The sequence below is a fragment of the Agromyces sp. NBRC 114283 genome, assembly GCF_030268405.1.
Classification (GTDB): domain Bacteria; phylum Actinomycetota; class Actinomycetes; order Actinomycetales; family Microbacteriaceae; genus Agromyces; species Agromyces mediolanus.
Map to the genome: position 1 here is coordinate 365,161 of NZ_BSQP01000001.1, position 19,165 is coordinate 384,325.

At 67.5% G+C, this 19,165-nt stretch carries 14 protein-coding genes, 2 tRNA genes and 1 pseudogene; 8 read left to right on the forward strand and 9 right to left on the reverse strand.

What is annotated here, in order from left to right; all coding sequences use genetic code 11:
* Positions 1–6 precede the first annotated feature (6 nt).
* The 9 genes from QSJ60_RS01730 to dnaA all read right to left on the reverse strand — a co-directional run bounded on the left by QSJ60_RS01730 (position 7) and on the right by dnaA (position 10,351).
* Positions 7–82: transfer RNA gene (locus QSJ60_RS01730), tRNA-Ala, on the reverse strand.
* Between the two features lie 41 nt (positions 83–123).
* Positions 124–197: transfer RNA gene (locus QSJ60_RS01735), tRNA-Ile, on the reverse strand.
* Between the two features lie 90 nt (positions 198–287).
* Positions 288–692 carry a DUF3566 domain-containing protein gene (locus QSJ60_RS01740; protein ID WP_285462295.1) on the reverse strand — a complete coding sequence of 135 codons (405 nt, stop codon included), beginning with the start codon at positions 690–692 and terminating at the stop codon, positions 288–290.
* A 24-nt stretch (positions 693–716) separates the two neighbouring features.
* On the reverse strand, positions 717–3,305 hold the full coding sequence (gene gyrA, locus QSJ60_RS01745) for a DNA gyrase subunit A (protein ID WP_189083967.1): 2,589 nt from the start codon (positions 3,303–3,305) through the stop codon (positions 717–719).
* Positions 3,306–3,360: 55 nt separating this feature from the next.
* Positions 3,361–5,379, reverse strand: a complete 2,019-nt coding sequence (gyrB, locus tag QSJ60_RS01750) for a DNA topoisomerase (ATP-hydrolyzing) subunit B (RefSeq protein ID WP_189083968.1) — start codon at positions 5,377–5,379, stop codon at positions 3,361–3,363.
* Positions 5,380–5,502: 123 nt separating this feature from the next.
* A complete protein-coding gene (locus QSJ60_RS01755; RefSeq protein ID WP_189083969.1) occupies positions 5,503–5,988 on the reverse strand; it encodes a DciA family protein in 486 nt (161 codons plus the stop codon).
* The gene (gene recF / locus QSJ60_RS01760; RefSeq protein ID WP_285462296.1) at positions 5,985–7,274 is read right to left on the reverse strand and encodes a DNA replication/repair protein RecF; all 1,290 of its coding nucleotides are present in this window, start codon (positions 7,272–7,274) and stop codon (positions 5,985–5,987) included. The genes QSJ60_RS01755 and recF overlap by 4 nt, the downstream gene beginning before the upstream one ends.
* A gap of 64 nt (positions 7,275–7,338) precedes the next feature.
* A complete protein-coding gene (dnaN, locus tag QSJ60_RS01765; protein WP_189083971.1) occupies positions 7,339–8,490 on the reverse strand; it encodes a DNA polymerase III subunit beta in 1,152 nt (383 codons plus the stop codon).
* Between the two features lie 442 nt (positions 8,491–8,932).
* Positions 8,933–10,351 carry a chromosomal replication initiator protein DnaA gene (gene dnaA / locus QSJ60_RS01770; RefSeq protein ID WP_189083972.1) on the reverse strand — a complete coding sequence of 473 codons (1,419 nt, stop codon included), beginning with the start codon at positions 10,349–10,351 and terminating at the stop codon, positions 8,933–8,935.
* 435 nt (positions 10,352–10,786) lie between these two features.
* Here dnaA and rpmH point away from each other — a divergent pair, with 435 nt between their 5' ends.
* The 8 genes and pseudogenes from rpmH to QSJ60_RS01810 all read left to right on the forward strand — a co-directional run bounded on the left by rpmH (position 10,787) and on the right by QSJ60_RS01810 (position 18,838).
* The gene (gene rpmH, locus QSJ60_RS01775) at positions 10,787–10,924 is read left to right on the forward strand and encodes a 50S ribosomal protein L34 (RefSeq protein ID WP_021010601.1); all 138 of its coding nucleotides are present in this window, start codon (positions 10,787–10,789) and stop codon (positions 10,922–10,924) included.
* 8 nt (positions 10,925–10,932) lie between these two features.
* Positions 10,933–11,307, forward strand: a complete 375-nt coding sequence (rnpA, locus tag QSJ60_RS01780; RefSeq protein ID WP_285462297.1) for a ribonuclease P protein component — start codon at positions 10,933–10,935, stop codon at positions 11,305–11,307.
* A 1-nt stretch (position 11,308) separates the two neighbouring features.
* Positions 11,309–11,599, forward strand: a pseudogene (yidD, locus tag QSJ60_RS01785) (membrane protein insertion efficiency factor YidD); the annotation flags it as partial.
* A gap of 195 nt (positions 11,600–11,794) precedes the next feature.
* Positions 11,795–12,766 carry a membrane protein insertase YidC gene (gene yidC, locus QSJ60_RS01790; protein ID WP_285462298.1) on the forward strand — a complete coding sequence of 324 codons (972 nt, stop codon included), beginning with the start codon at positions 11,795–11,797 and terminating at the stop codon, positions 12,764–12,766.
* Positions 12,767–12,771: 5 nt separating this feature from the next.
* On the forward strand, positions 12,772–13,269 hold the full coding sequence (locus QSJ60_RS01795) for a Jag family protein (RefSeq protein WP_189083976.1): 498 nt from the start codon (positions 12,772–12,774) through the stop codon (positions 13,267–13,269).
* A 32-nt stretch (positions 13,270–13,301) separates the two neighbouring features.
* Positions 13,302–13,943, forward strand: a complete 642-nt coding sequence (gene rsmG, locus QSJ60_RS01800) for a 16S rRNA (guanine(527)-N(7))-methyltransferase RsmG (RefSeq protein ID WP_285462299.1) — start codon at positions 13,302–13,304, stop codon at positions 13,941–13,943.
* Positions 13,944–16,916: 2,973 nt separating this feature from the next.
* Positions 16,917–17,855: a ParA family protein gene (locus QSJ60_RS01805; RefSeq protein ID WP_271202658.1), complete on the forward strand. Its 939-nt coding sequence runs from the start codon at positions 16,917–16,919 to the stop codon at positions 17,853–17,855.
* Positions 17,855–18,838: a ParB/RepB/Spo0J family partition protein gene (locus QSJ60_RS01810; protein ID WP_230765159.1), complete on the forward strand. Its 984-nt coding sequence runs from the start codon at positions 17,855–17,857 to the stop codon at positions 18,836–18,838. Before QSJ60_RS01805 ends, QSJ60_RS01810 begins: the two co-directional genes overlap by 1 nt.
* Positions 18,839–19,165 lie beyond the last annotated feature (327 nt).

Genomic DNA, 19,165 nt, shown 5'->3' on the forward strand with positions numbered 1-19,165 from the left:
CCGAACTGGTGGAGCCTAGGAGAATCGAACTCCTGACATCCTGCTTGCAAAGCAGGCGCTCTACCAACTGAGCTAAGGCCCCGGAACCGGCGGCACGCCGCCGGTGAGTGTGGAGTTTTGGAGTGGGGATACGAGGACTTGAACCTCGGACCTCTTCGTTATCAGCGAAGCGCTCTAACCGCCTGAGCTATATCCCCGAATCGGTGCCGGCCCGTGAAGGCCGAAGGACAGCCTACCCGACCGTGGGCGAAACTCCGAATCGGGTTCCGCCACGCCGGCACCGTCGATCAGTTGTTGGTGAAGCCGACCAGGATGCCGCCGGTGACCTTCACGCTGAGGTTGTAGAGCACCGCCATGATGGCGCCCAGCGCGGTCGTGACGACCAGGTTCAGCAGCGAGACCACGATCGCGAAGCCCATGACGTTGCCGAGCGAGAGGATCGACGTGAGGTCGCCGCCCTGGCCCGCGACGTCCTGCACCAGCTCGTTCACCTTGCCGAAGATGCCGGTCGAGTTGAGCACCGTGTAGACGAGGAACGTCGCGACGATGTTCACGACCGCGAGGCAGACCGCGATCAGGAAGGACAGCTTCACGGCCGACCAGAAGTCGATGTAGACCAGGCGCAGGCGCACCTGCTTGGCCGGGCGCTTGCGGCCGGACTTCTTGGCCAGCTTCTCGGCGACGCTACTCATCGGTGGTGATTCTCCCTCAGGCGGTTACTCGGTGTCCGTCGACTCCACCGACTCTTCGGTTTCCTCGTCGAGGTTCCTCTCAGAATTCTTCGCAATCGCGATGATGCGGTCGTCGTTCGCGAACTTCGCGAACACGACGCCCATCGTATCCCGGCCCTTGGCCGGGACTTCGGCGACATGGGAGCGTACCACCTTGCCACTGGCAAGAACCACAAGGACCTCGTCGTTCCGCGAGACCATCAGGGCGCCGGCCAGATCGCCGCGGTCCTCGGAGAGCTTGGCCACCTTGATGCCGAGGCCGCCGCGGTTCTGCTTGCGGTACTCCTCGATCCGGGTGCGCTTCGCGTAGCCGCCCTCGGTGACGACGAAGACGTACGCGTCGCTCGGGCTGAGCTTCTGGCCCGCGGAATCCTCCGGGGCATCCGCCTCGTCGTCGTCATCGGAGGACGGGACGACGGATGCCGCGAGCAGCGCGTCCCCGTCGCGGAACGACATGCCCTTGACGCCCGAGGTGGCACGGCCCATCGGACGCAGCGCCTCGTCGGTCGCCTCGAAGCGGAGCGACATGCCCTTCTGCGAGACGAGCAGGATCTCGTCGGTCTCGTTCGCGAGCATCGCGGAGACGAGCTCGTCGCCCTCGCGGAGGTTGATCGCGATCACGCCGCGCGAGCGGTTGGTGTCGTACGCGGCGAGCTCGGTCTTCTTGACGAGGCCGTCGCGGGTGGCGAGCACCAGGTAGGTGGCCACCTGGTAGTCGCGGATGTCGACGATCTCGGCGATCTGCTCGTCGGGCTGCATCTCGAGGAGGTTCGCGACGTGCTGCCCCTTGGCGTCGCGGCCGGCCTCGAGGATCTCGTAGGTCTTCGCCCGGTAGACGCGGCCCATGTTCGTGAAGAACAGCAGCCAGTGATGCGTCGTCGTGACGAAGAAGTGGTCGACCACGTCGTCGGCGCGCAACTGCGCGCCCTTCACGCCCTTGCCGCCGCGGTGCTGCGAGCGGTAGTTGTCGCTGCGGGTGCGCTTGATGTAGCCGCCGCGCGTGACGGTGACGACCATCTCCTCTTCGGGGATCAGGTCTTCCACCGACATGTCGCCGTCGAAACCCGGCATGATGTGCGTGCGCCGGTCGTCGCCGAACTTCGCGACGATCTCGGTGAGCTCCTCGGAGATGATGGTGCGCTGGCGCCCCTCGTCGGCGAGGATCGCGAGATACTCGGCGATCTCGAGCTCGAGCTGCGCGAGGCGGTCGATGATCTTCTGCCGCTCGAGGGCCGCGAGGCGGCGGAGCTGCATGGTGAGGATGGCGTCGGCCTGCAGCTGGTCGACCCCGAGCAGGTTCATCAGGCCGGTGCGGGCCTCGTCGACGTCGGGCGAGCGGCGGATGAGCGCGATGACCTCGTCGAGCGCGTCAAGGGCCTTCACGTAGCCGCGCTGGATGTGCGCGTCGGCCTCGGCCTTCTTCAGGCGGAAGTTCGTGCGACGCACGATGACGTCGATCTGGTGCGCGATCCAGTGCGTGATGAAGCCGTCGATCGAGAGCGTGCGCGGCACGCCGTCGACGATCGCGAGCATGTTCGCGCCGAAGTTCTCCTGCAGCTGGGTGTGCTTGTACAGGTTGTTCAGCACGACCTTGGCGACGGCGTCGCGCTTCAGCACGAGCACGAGTCGCTGGCCCGTTCGGCCGGAGGTCTCGTCGCGGATGTCGGCGATGCCGGAGAGCTTGCCGTCCTTGACGAGCTCGGCGATCTTCACCGCGAGGTTGTCGGGGTTCACCTGGTACGGCAGCTCGGTGACGACGAGGCAGGTGCGGCCCTGGATCTCCTCGACGCTGACGACCGCGCGCATCGTGATCGAGCCACGGCCAGTGCGGTAGGCGTCGTGGATGCCCTTGACGCCCAGGATCTGCGCGCCGGTCGGGAAGTCCGGCCCCTTGATGCGCTCCATGAGCGCCTGCTGCAGCTCCTCGTGCGAGGCATCCGGGTGCTCGAGCGCCCAGAGCGCACCCTCGGAGACCTCGCGCAGATTGTGCGGCGGGATGTTCGTGGCCATGCCGACCGCGATTCCGACGGAGCCGTTGACGAGCAGGTTCGGGAAGCGCGCCGGGAGCACGGTGGGCTCCTGGGTGCGACCGTCGTAGTTGTCCTGGAAGTCGACGGTCTCTTCCTCGATGTCGCGCACCATCTCGAGGGCGAGCGGCGACATCTTCGTCTCGGTGTATCGGTGCGCGGCCGCGCCGTCGTTGCCGGGCGAGCCGAAGTTGCCCTGCCCGAGCGCGAGCGGGTAGCGCAGCGACCACGGCTGCACCAAGCGCACGAGCGCGTCGTACACCGAGCTGTCGCCGTGCGGGTGGAACTGGCCCATGACGTCGCCGATGACGCGCGTGCACTTCGAGAACGCGCGGTCGGGGCGGTAGCCGCCGTCGTACATCGTGTAGATCACGCGGCGGTGCACCGGCTTCAGGCCGTCGCGGACGTCGGGCAGCGCGCGCCCGACGATCACACTCATCGCGTAGTCGAGGTACGAGCGCTGCATCTCCAGCTGCAGATCGACCTGGTCGATCTTGCCGTGGTTGTGCTCGCCGTCTGCGGCTTCGGTGCTGAATTCGTCAGTCATGTCTTCTCGTCGATTCGAACTGCTCGCGGATCGCGCGCCGGGTCACGGCGCGCGCTCAGATGTCGAGGAAGCGGACGTCCTTCGCGTTCTTCTGGATGAAGGAGCGACGGCTCTCGACGTCGTCGCCCATCAGCGTCGAGAAGATCTCGTCGGCGGCCGCGGCATCCTCCATCGTGACCTGCAGCAGCGTGCGGGTCTCGGGATTCATGGTCGTGTCCCACAACTCCTGGTGGTTCATCTCGCCGAGACCCTTGTAGCGCTGGACGCCGTTCTCCTTCTGGAGGCGCTTGCCCGCGGCCTGGCCGGCGGCGAGCAGCGCGTCGCGCTCCCGGTCGGAGTACACGTACTCGTGCTCGGAGTTCGTCCACTTCAGCCGGTACAGCGGCGGCTGCGCCAGGAAGACGTAGCCCATCTCGATGAGCGGCCGCATGAAGCGGAACAGCAGGGTGAGCAGCAGCGTGGTGATGTGCTGGCCGTCGACGTCGGCGTCGGCCATGAGCACGATCTTGTGATACCTGGCCTTCTCGGGGTTGAAGTCCTCGCCGATACCCGTGCCGAAGGCGGTGATCATCGCCTGGATCTCGGCGTTGCCGAGGGCGCGGTCGAGGCGCGCCTTCTCGACGTTCAGGATCTTGCCGCGCAGCGGCAGGATGGCCTGCGTCGCCGGGTCGCGGCCGGTCTTCGCCGAGCCGCCGGCCGAGTCGCCCTCGACGAGGAAGATCTCGGAGATCGTCGGGTCCTTCGAGGTGCAGTCGCTCAGCTTGCCGGGCATGCCGCTGGTCTCGAGGAAGCCCTTGCGGCGCGTCGCCTCGCGGGCCTTGCGCGCCGCGATCCGCGCGGTCGCCGCCTGGATGGCCTTGCGGATGATGTCGCGGGCCTGGTTCGGGTTGCGCTCGAACCAGTCGCCGAGCTGGTCGCCGACGATGCGCTGCACGAACGACTTCGCCTCGGTGTTGCCGAGCTTCGTCTTCGTCTGGCCCTCGAACTGCGGCTCGGAGAGCTTGACCGAGATGACCGCGGTGAGGCCCTCGCGCACGTCGTCGCCCGAGAGGTTGTCGTCCTTCTCCTTGAGCAGGCCCTTCTCGCGCGCGTAGCGGTTGACGAGCGTCGTCAGCGCCGCGCGGAAGCCCTCCTCGTGCGTGCCGCCCTCGTGCGTGTTGATCGTGTTCGCGTAGGTGTGCACCGACTCGGTGTACGCCGTCGTCCACTGCATCGCGACCTCGAGCGCGATCTTGCGCTCGGTGTCCTCGGACTCGAAGGAGATGATCTCCTCGTTGACGAGCTCGGCGCGCTTCGACTTGTTGAGGTACTCGACGTAATCGCTCAGGCCGCGCTCGTAGAGGAACGTGTCGCTGCGCGGCACGAAGGCCTCGGGGTCGGCGTCCGCTTCGACGTCGGCGGGGTCGACCGGCACGCCACCGTTCGGCCGCAGGTCGGTGAGCGTGATGCTGAGGCCCTTGTTGAGAAAGGCCATCTGTTGGAAGCGGGTGCGGAGCGTCTCGTAGTCGAAGACGACCGTCTCGAAGATCTCGGGGCTCGGCCAGAACGTGATCGTGGTGCCGGTCTCGTCGCTCGCCTCGTCCTGCGAGAGCGGGGCCTCGGGGACGCCGATGTTGAAGGCCTGACGCCACACGTTGCCCTCGCGCTTCACCTCGACCTCGAGTCGCGTGGACAGGGCGTTCACGACGGAGGAGCCGACGCCGTGGAGACCGCCCGAGACGGCGTAGCCGCCGCCTCCGAACTTGCCGCCGGCGTGCAGCACGGTGAGCACGACCTCGACGGTCGACTTGCCCTCGGTCTTGTGCATGCCGACGGGGATGCCTCGGCCGTTGTCGATGACCCGGACCGCACCGTCTTCGAGGATCGTCACGTCGATCGCCGTGGCATAGCCCGCGAGCGCCTCGTCGACGGAGTTGTCGACGATCTCGTACACGAGGTGGTGCAGGCCGCGCGGACCCGTCGAGCCGATGTACATGCCGGGACGCTTGCGGACCGCTTCGAGGCCCTCGAGTACCTGGATGTCGTCGGCGCCGTATTCGGATGCGCCCTGGGCCTTCGTCGGTTCCGCTGTCATGGGTGAATCGAGGCTCCGCTCTGTCGTTCTGGCGACTCTCGATCCTATCAAACCGCCCGCCTCAAAAGGCCGGAAACGCCGATCTGAGGCAATGAACGGGGCAGGTTGACCGAATTTGTCGTCTCAACCGTAGGTGTCGCGCGGACCGCGGCCTGGAACCGATCTGGGGCCGCGTTTCCAGGTGGGGGCGTCCGGCCCTTGAAACCGGATCGATTCCACCCCCGCCCCCGGGTGAACCTCGGCGATGCGCGCAAGCAGCTGCTGGCGCATCAGCCGCAGCTGGGTGGCCCAGGCCGTGGAATCGCAGCGGACCTGCAGCGTGCCGCCCTCGATGGCGATCGGCTCGGAGTGCCGCGCCGTCTCCTCGCCGGCGATGTCGCGCCACGTGGTGAGCAGGTCGGCCTGCGAGAGCGGGCCGCTCCAGCCGAGCTGCGAGGAGAGCTGATCGATCGCCGTTCCGAGCGGGCGCGGGTCGCGACCCGGGGTGAACGGCTCGCTGCCGGACGTCTCGCGCGTGCGGCGCGCACGGCCCGGGCGGTAGCGCGGCTCGCCGCCGAAGATCTCGCGGAAATGCTGATAGACCCGGACGGCCTCGGAGGCGTCGCTCATGCCGTCGCCCCCTCTTCGGCGGCCGGGGCGTCGTCGGGCGCGGACGCGGAGGCCGGATGGGCGGGGGGCGCCGGGGCATCGACGATGCGGCCAGCGTCGATGTGCACGATCGTCGCGGTGAGCGGCTCGGGCACGTCTTCGAGCACCGCCGCGGTGACGAGCACCTGCTCGTAGCCGCCGATCGCCGCGGCCAGACGTTCCCGCCGCAGGCGGTCGAGTTCGGCGAAGACGTCGTCGAGCACGAGCACCGGGTCGCCGGTGGCCGAGTCGCGGCGCAGCAGCTCGGCGGCGGCGAGCCGCAGCGCGAGGGCGAACGACCAGGACTCGCCGTGGCTCGCGTAGCCCTTGGCCGGCAGGCCGTTGAGCAGCAGCAGCACGTCGTCGCGGTGCGGGCCGGCGAGCGTCACGCCGCGCTCGAGCTCCTTGCGGCGGAGCCCGCGGAGCGCGGCGGCGAAGCGCTCGGCCGTCGGCACGGCGGCGGCTCCCGTCGCGCTCGCGGCGGAGCCGTCGGCGGATGCCTCGCCCGAGGCATCCGCTCCGTCGCCCCGCGGTGCCGGGCGCGGCTCGTCGTCGTCTTCGGCGACCGCCCCGTCGATGGAGAGCACCGGCTGCAGCGACGGCCCGTGGTCGGCGTCGACGATCGACTGGTAGGCGGCCGCGAGCGGATCGGCGAGCTCTGCGACGAGCGCGAGCCGCTGGTCGATGAGCTCGGCGCCGAGGGCGACGAGCCGCTCGTCCCAGATGTCGAGCGTGGTGAGCTTGTCGGCGCCGAGGCCTCTGGCGCGGGCGCTCTTGAGCAGGGTGTTGCGCTGGCGGAGCACCCGGTCGTAGTCGCCCATGACGCCCGCGAGCCGGGGCGAGCGCTGCACGAGCAGCTCGTCGAGCATGCGCCGGCGGACGCCGGGCTCGCCGCGCACGATGGCGAGGTCTTCGGGCGCGAACAGCACGGTGTGCGCATAGCGCGGAAGCTCGCGGGTCTTGACCGGCGAGCGGTTGAGCTGCGCACGGTTCGCGCCCTGCCGGTTGAGCTGCAGCTCGAGGAGGAGCTGGCGGTCGCCGTGCACGAGCAGCGCCCGGACGATGGCCGACTCGGCCCCGGCCCGCACGAGGGCCTGATCGCCGGAGACCCGGTGCGAGCCGAGCGTGGCCAGGTAGCCGATCGACTCGACGAGGTTGGTCTTGCCCTGGCCGTTTCGGCCCACGAGCACGGTGGCACCCGGGCCGAGCTCGAGCTCGGCCCGCTCGTAGTTGCGGAAGTCGGTGAGGGAGAGGCGGGCGACGTGCACCGGCACCACTCCTCTCGCTCGACCTCCGTCTACGGTACCCGCGACCGCCGACAGCGGCGCGGGATCAGCGCAGCAGCAGGTTCGGCTGCAGCAGGTAGCGGTAGCTGTCGCTGCCCGCCTGCTCCCGCGAGGTCTGGCTGGTGATGAGCACGGGGCCCGGCTTGTTCGGGTTCTCAGTCTTCGTGAACGAGACGCGGACGAACTCGGAGTGCACGGCGCCGAGCCCGTCGAGCAGGAACTGCGGCTTCAGCGAGACGACGGTCTCGTCGCCGGTGAGGATGGCGTCGATCGACTCGGAGGCCTGGGCCTGCTCGCTGCCGATCGCCTCGAGGGTGAGGCCGTCGGGCGTGAACGAGTAGCGGAGGGCCGCCTCGCGCTCGAGCACGAGCGCGACACGGCGGGTCGCCTCGATGAGTTCGGCGGTGTTCACCACCGCGTAGTTGTCGACGACCTCGGGGAAGAGCCGGCGCACGGGCGGGAAGTTGCCCTTGATGAGCAGGCTCGTGACGGTCTTCTTGTCGGCGCTGAAGGCGATGAGCTCACGGTCGTCACGGCTCGTGATCGAGACCGAGATCGTGCCGGAGTGGCCGAAGGTCTTGCCGACCTCCTGCAGGGTGCGGGCCGGGACGAGCGCGGTGAGCGCCTCCTCGGCCGTGGCGACGGAGCCGCCGTCCCAGTCGATCTCGCGCACGGCGACGCGGTAGCGGTCGGTGGCGACGAGGCCGAGGCTGTTCTCGCGGACCTCGAGCTGCACGCCCGTGATGACCGGGGTGACGTCGTCGCGGGACGCGGCGACGGCGACCTGCGCGACGGCGGCCGCGAACTCCTCGGCCGGGACGACGCCGGACTGGTCGCCGATCTCGGGGATCGAGGGGTACTCCTCGACCGGCATCGAGAGCAGCGTGAAGCTCGCCGAGCCGCAGCTGACCTGGATGCGGTTCTCTTCGGTGGCGATGCGCACCGGGGCGTTGGGCAGACGGCCCGCGATCTCGGCGAGAAGTCGGCCGGAGACGAGCACGGTGCCCGGCTCCTCGACGTCGGCCTGGATCTCGGTCTGGCTGGAGACCTCGTAATCGAAGGAGGAGAGGACGAGCCCGTCTTCGTTCGCCTGGATCAGGACGCCAGAGAGGATGGGCAGCGTCGTCCGCTGCGGGAGCAGCTTGACCGCGAACGACACGGCCTCGCTGAAGACGTCGCGGTTGACCTGGAACTTCACGGCTCTCCTGTCGTCATGGCGCGTGCTCCGCACGACCGTGCCCTCCCGCGTCGGTGGACGCGGGTTCCTATGCTATCGAGCGACCTTCGAGGCATCCACACCGTCAGGTTGTCGAATCCCCGTCATTGAAGGCTTAAGTCTCTTAACGGTGTTAACCGCTGTGGAAACTGTGGATGGTGTTCGGAGATCCGCGGAGTGATGCCGATCCGGGCCCATTCGATCTGTGCACACCGTGTGGGAATCGCCGAGGGGACGCTGAACGGTGTACTGGGACGAATTCGGGTTGTGCACAGGCCGAGCTCGCGTCTCAACAGCTGGGAGCCGGTTGCTCGTTAACAATCCACAGGCTTTCCACAATTGTGGGGAACGCCCCGAACGGCCCGCAGAACGCGGCCTGCGGCCGCCCCGAGGCATCCCTCGAACCCGCCGCGACGGCCGGAACTCAGCGGTAGCGCGCGGTCTGCTTGATACGGGCGGTGAGCTCGGTGACCTGGTTGTAGATCGAGCGGCGCTCCTTCATGAGCTCCGAGATCTTCTTGTTCGCGTACATGACCGTGGTGTGGTCGCGATTGCCGAACAGCTGCCCGATCTTCGGCAGCGACAGGCTCGTCAGCTCGCGGCAGAGGTACATCGCGATCTGCCGCGCCGTGGCGACGGCCTGCGAGCGGCTCGAACCGTAGAGGTCGTCGACGGTGAGCTTGAAGTAGTCCGCCGTCGCCGTGATGATGTCGACCGGTGCGATGACGTTGTCGGAGTCGTCGGTGATGAGGTCCTTCAGCACCGTCTGCACGAGCGGCATGTCGACCGGCGTGCGGTTGAGGCTCGCGAACGCGGTGACGCGGATCAGCGTGCCCTCGAGCTCGCGGATGTTGCTCGAGACCTTCGAGGCCATGTACTCGAGGATGTCGTCGGGCACCTGCAGCCGCTCCGACTGGGCCTTCTTGCGGAGGATCGCGATGCGCGTCTCGAGGTCGGGCGCCTGCACATCGGTGATGAGGCCCCACTCGAAGCGGCTGCGCATCCGGTCCTCGAAGCCCGTCAGGTGCTTCGGCGGCACATCGCTCGTGATCACGACCTGCTTGTTGTGGTCGTGCAGCGTGTTGAAGGTGTGGAAGAACGCCTCCTGCGTCTCCGCCTTGCCCTGCAGGAACTGGATGTCGTCGATCAGCAGGATGTCGATGTTGCGGTAGCGCTGCTGGAACAGCGAGCCGCGGTTGTTCGCGATCGAGTTGATGAAGTCGTTCGTGAACTCCTCGCTCGAGACGTAGCGCACGCGGATGCCGGGATAGAGGCTCATCGCGTAGTGGCCGATGGCGTGCAGGAGGTGGGTCTTGCCGAGACCGGAGTCGCCGTAGATGAAGAGCGGGTTGTAGGCCTTGGCCGGCGCCTCGGCCACCGCGACGGCGGCGGCGTGCGCGAAGCGGTTCGACTGGCCGATGACGAAGCTGTCGAAGGAGTACTTCGGATTCAGTCGCGAGTCGCGCGGACGGTCCTGCGGGGAGCTCTCGAAGACGGCCGGCGGCGCGGCGTGCAGCTCGACCGGTTCCGCGTACTCGTCGCCCGGGCCCTGCGGCTCGCTCGGGCGGACCTCTTCGAGCTCGGGGTTCACGACGACGTAGAAGGAGGTCACCGGGGACGGCACGTCGAGCTCCGACATCGCGGCCAGCAGCGGCACCCGCATCCGCTGGTTGAGCATGCTGGCGGTGAACTCGTTCGGCACCTCAAGGTAGAAGGTGCCTGCGGCGATGCCCTTCGGCTCGACGAGGTTCAGGAAGCCCTGCAGCATGGGGGTGATCGCGTCGTCCTGCGAGAGTCGCTCGAGCACCGTCGCCCACGTCTCGGAAATGGGCTGTTCCGTCATTGCTCCCCGCAATCTGCCGCGCTCGGCTGTGCGCCGTCGATCGAACGCATTCTCCGGTCCCCCTCCGGAGCGCGAAACGGCGCCAGGCGAATTGTTCACAATGTTGTCCACCGCCTGTGAGCAGATCGGCCGGAAACCCGATGATTCCGCGTTCGAGGCTGGGGATAACTGGTGACTCACGCTAGCGAATGGATGTGCCGCCGACAAATGCCGCGAGCGGGATTCGACGCGCCTGGCGTGTCGATCCACAGCGCTCGCGCAGGATGGCGGGATACTGTGTGGTTCGATCGCCGAAGGTCTCGGTCGTGGTCGGTTTGACCCCGCCGCGCCGAGGCCGTAGTTTTAATAGGTTGACCGCCGCCCTTTGGGCACCCAGTTTTCCCGCAGACGCACCGTTGACGCGCCGCGAGGAGAGTCCGACAGCCGGAGAGAAGAATGAGCAAGCGTACCTTCCAGCCCAACAACCGTCGTCGTGCCAAGAAGCACGGCTTCCGTCTGCGCATGCGCACCCGTGCCGGCCGCGCCATCCTGGCCGCTCGTCGTCGCAAGGGCCGCACCGAGCTCTCCGCGTAGTTCTTCCGGTGCTCGCCAAAGCCAATCGCCTCACGAGCGCCGATGACTATCGAGTCGTCGTGCGCCGTGGAGCGAAGGCGGTCGGCCCCAACACCGTGAGCTATCTGCGATCGGGTGAACCGGGATCGGCCGCACGCTTCGGCTTCATCGTCTCGAAGAAGGTCGGCACCGCCGTGCGACGCAATCTCGTGAGACGCCGCCTCAAGGCCGCGTGCTCCGAGCTCGTCGACAGCGGTGCCGTCGGCGTAGACATGGTGGTGCGAGCGCTCCCGACCGCAGCCGACGCCGATTGGGCGTCGTTGCGCGCGGAGGTCTTCTCGGCGTTCGAGCGCCGGGGCCGCCGCGTCGCCGCCCAGGCATCCGCTTCCTCTCGAGACGTGTGACATGCGAAACCTTGCGCGATTCGTGCTGCTGCTCCCCCGCAACGCCGGGGTTCTGCTGCTCCGCGGCTACCGCGCACTGATCTCGCCCCTCTACGGCGACGTCTGCCGCTACTACCCCTCGTGCTCGGCGTACGGTCTCGGCTCGGTGCAGCAGCGCGGGCTGATCGTGGGCTCGGCCCTGACCGCGTGGCGCATTCTCCGGTGCAACCCGTGGTCCGCCGGCGGCATCGACGACGTGCGGGCGGCTCGCCACGACCGCGATCGGATCACCAGCTTCGGCTGGGTCGTCCCCGCGGGCATGTTCCCCAAGGCCGAGGCCGCTGCAGAAGCGGCTCGACAGGCTCACCTGAGCGAGCACCTTCGTCGGGACGAGGCCGCACCGGCTCGTCCGGCGTCGTCGCCCGCTTCAGTTCTCCGCACGCCCGCGCCGCTCGGCGCGCCCGTGCTCGCGACCTCCTCCCCCATCCCGTCCCGGAAGGACTGATCCTTGGATCTCATCGGCACGCTCCTATGGCCCATCAAGTGGGCCATCGAGCTGATTCTCGTGGCGTTCCATTGGCTGTGGACCACCATCGGCATGGACCCCGACGCCGGGGTCACCTGGGTGCTGTCGATCGTCGGCCTGGTCATCGTCGTCCGTGCCGCGCTCATCCCGATCTTCGTCAAGCAGATCAAGAGCCAGCGCCGCATGCTCGAGGTGGCGCCGCAGCTCAAGAAGATCCAGGACAAGTACAAGGGCAAGAAGGACCAGTTCTCGCGCGAGGCCATGTCGCGCGAGACCATGGACCTCTACAAGCGCACGGGCACCAACCCCCTCTCGTCGTGCCTCCCCCTCCTGCTGCAGATGCCGATCTTCTTCGGCCTGTTCTCGGTGCTGAACGACGCGCAGCACGACAAGGCGGGCGTCGGCCTGTTCACGCAGCAGCTCGCGAACTCCTTCGCGAACGCCGAGTTCTTCGGCGCGCCCCTGAAGTCGACCTTCATCGGCGAGTGGAACCACATGACGGCCGGCCAGCTGTTCAGCCTCTCGGTGATGCTCATCGCGCTCACGATGATCGTGCTGATGACCGCCTCGCAGTTCATCACGCAGCTGCAGATCGTCTCGAAGAACATGTCGCCGGAGACCAAGGCGAGCCCCATGTTCCGTCAGCAGCGCATCCTGCTGTACCTGCTCCCCCTCGTGTTCGCCTTCTCGGGTGTGGCCTTCCCGCTCGGCGTCATGTTCTACTGGCTCGTCTCGAACTTCTGGACGATGGGCCAGCAGTTCGTCGTCATCCGTAACATGCCCACCCCCGGTAGCGAGGCGGCGAAGGCCCGCGAGGCGCGTCTCGCCAAGAAGGGCAAGCTCGTCGCCCCGGACTCCCCCGCCGTTGAGGCTGAGGACGAGGCGAAGCCGAAGACCACGCAGCGCCAGCAGCCCATGGGCAAGTCGCGCGCCAAGAAGCAGGGCGGAAAGTGACCGACATGACCGACGTGAAGCAGGACACCGAGGAACGCACCCTCTCGCAGATCGAGGAAGAGGGCGACATCGCGGCCGACTACATCGAGGAGCTGCTCGACATCTGCGATCTCGATGGTGACATCGACATCGACGCCCGCAACGGCCGCGCCTACGTCTCGGTCAACGCCGGTGACGGCGCGAACCTCGAGCTGCTGTCGAAGCCAGACACGGTCAATGCGCTGCAGGAGCTGACTCGCCTTGCGGTGCAGAGTCGGACCGGCGCGTTCTCGCGCCTCATCCTTGACATCGGCGGCTCGCGTGACGCGCGTCGCACGGAGCTCGCGGCGCTGGTCTCGCGTGCTGCCGAGCGCATCGACGGTGGTGCCGCCGAGGCTGCGCTGCCTCCGATGTCGTCGTATGAGCGCAAGCTGGTGCACGACCTCGTGGCCGAGCGTGGCCTGCACTCGGCGTCGCGCGGTGAGGGCGCCGACCGGCACACGGTCATCACGCGCGTCGGCTGATCGCCGCCGTGGCGGATGTTTCACGTGAAACGATGACCGAGAACCTCGAGCCTGAACCCGCGTTCGCGGCTGAGCTGTTCGGCGACACGCTGCCGAAAGCTCGCGCCTTCACGGCGGCGCTCGCGAAGCACGGCGAGGAGCTGGGCCTGATCGGGCCGCTCGAGTTGCCGCGCCTGTGGACCCGCCACATCATCAACAGCGGTCTCGTCGCACCCTTGCTGCGGCCTGGCCACGTGGGAGATGTCGGCTCGGGAGCCGGACTCCCCGGGTTGGTGCTCGCGATCGCGCGACCGGATGTTTCATTCACGCTGATCGAGCCCATGGAGCGTCGCGTGGCGTGGCTCGAGCAGCAGGCGGCTGAGCTTGAGCTGGCGAACGTCTCAGTGATGCGGGCGCGAGCCGAAGACGCGAAGCTCAAGGGCGCCCTGGATCAGGTGACTGCGCGAGCCGTGAGCGCACTGCGCACGCTGATTCCCATCACCGCTCCTCTGCTGAAGCCGGGGGGTGAACTCGTGCTGATGAAGGGCGCGAGTGTCGAGCAGGAGATCGCGGGCGCCGAGAAGGCGATGCGCAAGTTCCGCCTTCTTGACGCAGAGGTCATCGTGCTCGGCGAGGGCAAGGTCGACGAGCGCGAAGTGACGCGCGTGTTCCGCGCGACGGTCGCCGCCGGCTGAGGCACGCTTGGGCTTGGGCTTGGGCTTGGGCTTGGGCTTGGGTTTGCGGTGTTCCTACGTACCGTCGCAGCGTGCGGAGCGATCCCGTGGTTCGGTGGGTCCCGCGCGGCGGGCTCGCGCGATGCTACCGATCTTTGAAGCTTCTGGGCTCTCCCGGCGTCGCCGCCATCGCTCCCTCCCACATCGAAGCCAATCGGTGGATCGGATCACGTATGGCTCGTGGATGCCGGCCAGGCGAAGGCAACTACGCCCCGGGTGGTGAGAATGGTGCGAGGTCCATCTGCTCGCGCTGGCAGCGCGTTTCACGTGAAACATCGCCTTATCGCGACCCCCGCGGCGCACACCAACTGGACAGCTCGGCGGTCGCTCCGAAGTCCGAGACGGGATATGCGAGGGGTCAGCCTTCGCCCTTCTTGCCGCGCGATGTGCGAGAGACCGAAGCGAGCATCTCCCGCAGTTGGCGTGTGTGCGGGTGACATCTGGATGGGTGTTGGCTCCTCGGGGGCAGTCGGACGCGTCAAACGCCTCGGGTCCGTACGAGTCCACGGTCTCCTCGGACTTGGCGGAGTCTTCGGACCTCTCGATGTCCACAGCCTCATTGGGCTCCGCGGACGGATCCTTCGGATGCCGTCGTACAGCGCAGACTCCCCCGGTGCCCGACGGGCCACAACGCGCGTTCGACAGAACGGGCGGATAGGCGGTGCAACGTCGTTCTGCGAGATCGGCTGCGCTCAATGCGACGTCCACGGACAGGATTCTCAGCCCGCCTTCGGCCTGTGCGCCCGCAGTGGCACGAGGCGAATGCATGCTGAGCATGCTCGTTCTCGTCTCGAGCTGATGGAGGTCGCCTCATACGGCGAACGGGCCTGACGCTAACTCGCCATCCTCTACGCGCGATCGTACGAGTTCGGAGGGTTGGCGTTGCTGGCGCGAGTCGGGCGTAGGCCGTGATGGATGGTGTCAGTCGTCTAGAGTTCGGGCGGGGCTCCTTCTGGCTGACCGCGTGGCCTGCGGTCAGTGTGGCGGCGGTCGCCAGCTCGACCCGTTCGGAGTTCCGCAGCTGTCGAGGTTGGCGCGGCCGTGGAGAGCTACCGCGCGCGGGTTCCGACTACACGCGCACTCCCCCATCCGTTGGGGCTCAACTGCGCGGCTTCGCGGATCATGTTGCCGACGCGCATCAATCTCCAACAGCCGGTGAGTGCGACGGTCTCCCACGGAAGCCGCGCCGCGCTCGGCCAGGGACCCAGCTCCTCGTGGCAGACCTCGCGAAGCCTGTGAGGCTTCCAACGTGCGACCCTACTAGCGGAATGCCGAAGTTTCACGTGAAACACTGAGCCGATCGAACTCGTCCTGATCCCGCACCTACCGTTCGATGTGCTCTTGGGTCGGCCGCCTGTGGTCGCCCTGACGCACAAGCCGCGAGGCCGCCTCAGCGAGCGGCGGTTCGTTGGCTGAAGTCACGGAGAGGCGTTGCGAACTCGCCCTATCGTCATGTTTCACGTGAAACGATGCGAGGTTCCGCGCCTGACACCGGGCGATCTATGGTGACCGCGGAAGGCGCGCTCTTCCCGCACCTCGTGCGCTGGCCGCGCGTACGCGGCCCGTACCCGCGCAGCGACGGACATTTGTATGCGTCTCGCCCGGCACGCGGGTTCGTCATAGCGAGTGTCACTCGCGGCTGTAGGACAGAGATCATCACTGAGCACCGACTTCCAGTCGCCCCTCCCCCAGTGCTGCTGAAGTAGGCGAGCCCTCGGTGCCCAAGAGCTATGCGCGCGCTGATCCAAGCCGAGGGCGAATCGCTCGTGCAACTGCGGCCACGCCCGTCCGATCGCGGACCCAGCCACACCGCGCCGCACCGCGTTTCACGTGAAACATGACGTGCCGGATAGCATCGCTCCTCCGCGCACAGCGCTGATTCCCACAATGTGCCCACAGAATCGTCGCCCCCGCATAGCTGCTGCTGGTGCTGACGGTTAGGCTTGTGGAGGTCACTCGCGAGATGTCTCTCGCGCAACTGCGTGGCATTTCGTTTCGAGGTCTCGGGAGTCTCACCACATGGCACAGAGCGGGGGTCGAGGGTGGTTCCGCCGCCGTACCCACGCCGATGAGGTGCATGAAGCGGGTCTTGATTCGGATCAGCTCAGTGGCGACCGCGCGGCCAGTTCCGCGGACGATCGTGATGCGCCGAGCGTCCCGATGGCGACTACCAACGATGAGCCGGAACAGGGTTCGGCGCACTCCATTGGATCGGCCTCCGCGGTGCACCCAGCCGACGAGACGCGGCTGCCAGTGAGCCAAAGCGCGGCGGATGCCCCTCGTCATCCCGCCCGCGTCGACTGGGATGCAGCGACCGCAGCCGCACTGGCCGACGACACGGCGGTCTCACCAAGTGCGCCTCAGTCCGCACGCTCGGCTGATCCGCTCCTGGAAGAGATCATCCGCGAGATCGTGGGAGATGCCGCAGTCGATACCGTCGAGTCCCTGCAGCCCCGTTCCGCAGAGTTGAGTTCCGGGTCGCCGACTGGCGGATCGCGTGTCGACGACGATGTTCGCCCGCCCGCCCGTGGCGCCTCTGCCGCACGCGTGAGTGACGCCGTAGCTGACGACGCCCTCATCAGCTCCACTCCCCCGGCCGTGGCTGCACCGAACCCCGCTGAGGTTCCTGCCGTCGGCAGCGAGACGTCTGCGCGACCCGAGACCCCTGCGCACAGCGGCGGGCTCGGCCAGGTCGACGCGGAGAGCAGCGCGCCGCACCAGCCATCGACGAACACGGAACAGCTCCGCATCGCGATTTCGGGGGCGCTCGACCGCAGTCTCGGGCCGGCGCCGGTTCCCGATGCATCGCAGAGTGAGAACCCGTCTGCCCCAGCGGCGCCTGGAGGCTCAGACGCCGCGGAGCGCGGCGTCGTGGACGCGGTCCACGCCTCACCGTTGGCCCCCGGCTCCGCCGACGAGCCGACCGAAGACCTCATCACCACGCCCGATGTTTCACGTGAAACGTCGATCATCCCTGGAGGAACTCCCCTGGCTGACGCATTGGCCGACGAAACCCGCCGTCGGATCGCACTCGAAGAGGCGGTACTCCCCCTCCCCCCGAAGACCCGGGTGCTCACGATCTCGAATCAGAAGGGCGGCGTCGGCAAGACGACGACTGCCGTCAACCTTGCCGCAGCGCTCGCACGATCCGGCGCGAAAGTGCTCGTGATCGACCTGGACCCGCAGGGCAACGCTTCGACCGCGCTCGGTGTGGACCACCGTTCCGAAGAACGAAGCGTCTATGAGGTGCTGGTGTCGGATCTCGCGCTCGGTGAAGTCATCCGCCCGTCGACTGAGCACGAAATGCTCGACTGCGTCCCGGCGACGATTCACCTTGCCGGCGCCGAGATCGAGCTCGTTTCGCTCGTCGCGCGCGAACAGCGTCTGCGCCGCGCGCTCGACACTCACCTCGCCTCGATGGAGCGGCCGTACGACTACGTCTTCATCGACTGCCCGCCGTCGCTCGGGCTTCTTACCATCAACGCGTTCGTCGCAGCGCGAGAGGTGCTGATCCCGATCCAGTGCGAGTACTACGCGCTGGAAGGCCTGTCTCAGCTGTTGAGCAACATCGAGCTCATCGAAAAGCACCTGAACCCGGAGCTCCGACTCTCCACCATCCTGCTCACCATGTACGACTCCCGCACCAACCTGGCGCAGCAGGTCGCACAGGAGGTGCGCAACCACTTCCCCACCCAGACTCTGCAGACGATCATCCCCCGATCGGTCCGCGTCTCCGAAGCCCCGAGCTACGGTCAGAGCGTGATCAGTTACGACTTCGGGTCGACCGGTTCGCTCTCCTATCGGGAGGCCGCGGCGGAGATCGCGAAGCGGGGTGCCGCCAAGAACGGCGAGCCGAGCAAGGAGCAACACTGATGGCCAGCAAGCGTACGGGTCTCGGCCGAGGAATCGGCGCCCTGATTCCCACCGGCGACGACAGTCCGAAGGCGAATCGTCCGGTCGATGTCTTCTTCCCCGACTCCTCCGAGACCGCGACCGCAACTGCTGTCGCGGCGGTCGAGCAAGCCGCCTCCGCCGAGGGACTGCTCACGGTTCCGGGCGCCCGACTCGCTCGGCTCGACCCCAGCACAATCGTCCCCAACGCGAATCAGCCGCGCAGCGTCTTCGACCCTGAAGACCTCGCAGAACTCGTGCACAGTATCCGCGAATTCGGGGTGTTGCAGCCCATCGTGGTGCGTCCTCACCCGAGCGAGGCGGGCAAGTACGAGCTCGTCATGGGAGAACGTCGACTGCGCGCCACCAAGGCGGCCGGTCTCGACACCATCCCCGCCGTGGTCAAGGACACCGCTGACGACGCGATGCTCCGTGACGCGCTGCTCGAGAACCTGCACCGCTCGCAGCTGAATCCGCTCGAAGAAGCGTCGGCGTACCAGCAGCTCCTCGCCGACTTCTCCATCACGCAGGAGGAGCTCGCGAGCCGCATCGGCCGGTCGCGCCCGCAGATCTCGAACACTCTTCGCCTCCTGAAGCTGCCCGAAGCGGTGCAGCTCCGTGTTGCGGCTGGGGTGCTGAGCGCCGGCCACGCTCGCGCGATTCTCGCGATGCCCGACGCTGAGTCGATGCAGAAGCTCGCCGACAAGATCGTCAACGAAGACCTCTCGGTGCGGCAGGCGGAAGCGATCGCCGCGTCGGCGCCGAAGCCGAATCGGGTGAAGCCCGCCGCCGGCAAGCGCCAAGAGTTCCTCGACGACCTCGCTGTGCGGCTCGGTGACCGTCTGAACACGCGAGTCAAGATCGCTCTCGGGGCGCGAAAGGGCCAGATCAGCATCGATTTTGCGACCGTTCAGGACCTGCGAAGGATTCTCACCGATCTCGGCGAGGAGCTCGAAGGCGTCTGAAATCGAGCGGCCGAGAAACGCGGATCTCGCTCGGCTGATTCGGAGCGCAGAATCGCTCCTGACGAACTGAAACGGCCCGGTTCCGGAAGCGGAACCGGGCCGTTCTGCGCCCGGGAAGACCGAGCGGTCGAGCGAGTGGCCGACACCGAGGCGTCGAGACCGGGCGGTCGACACCGAGGCGTCGAGACCGGGCGGTTGACACCGAGGCGTCGAGACCGGGCGGTTGACACCGAGGCGTCGAGACCGAGCCGTCGGGACCGGGCCGTCGGGACCGAGCGGCCAACACCGACCGTCGAGCCTGAGTCGTCGAGACCGAGCCACCGGCCC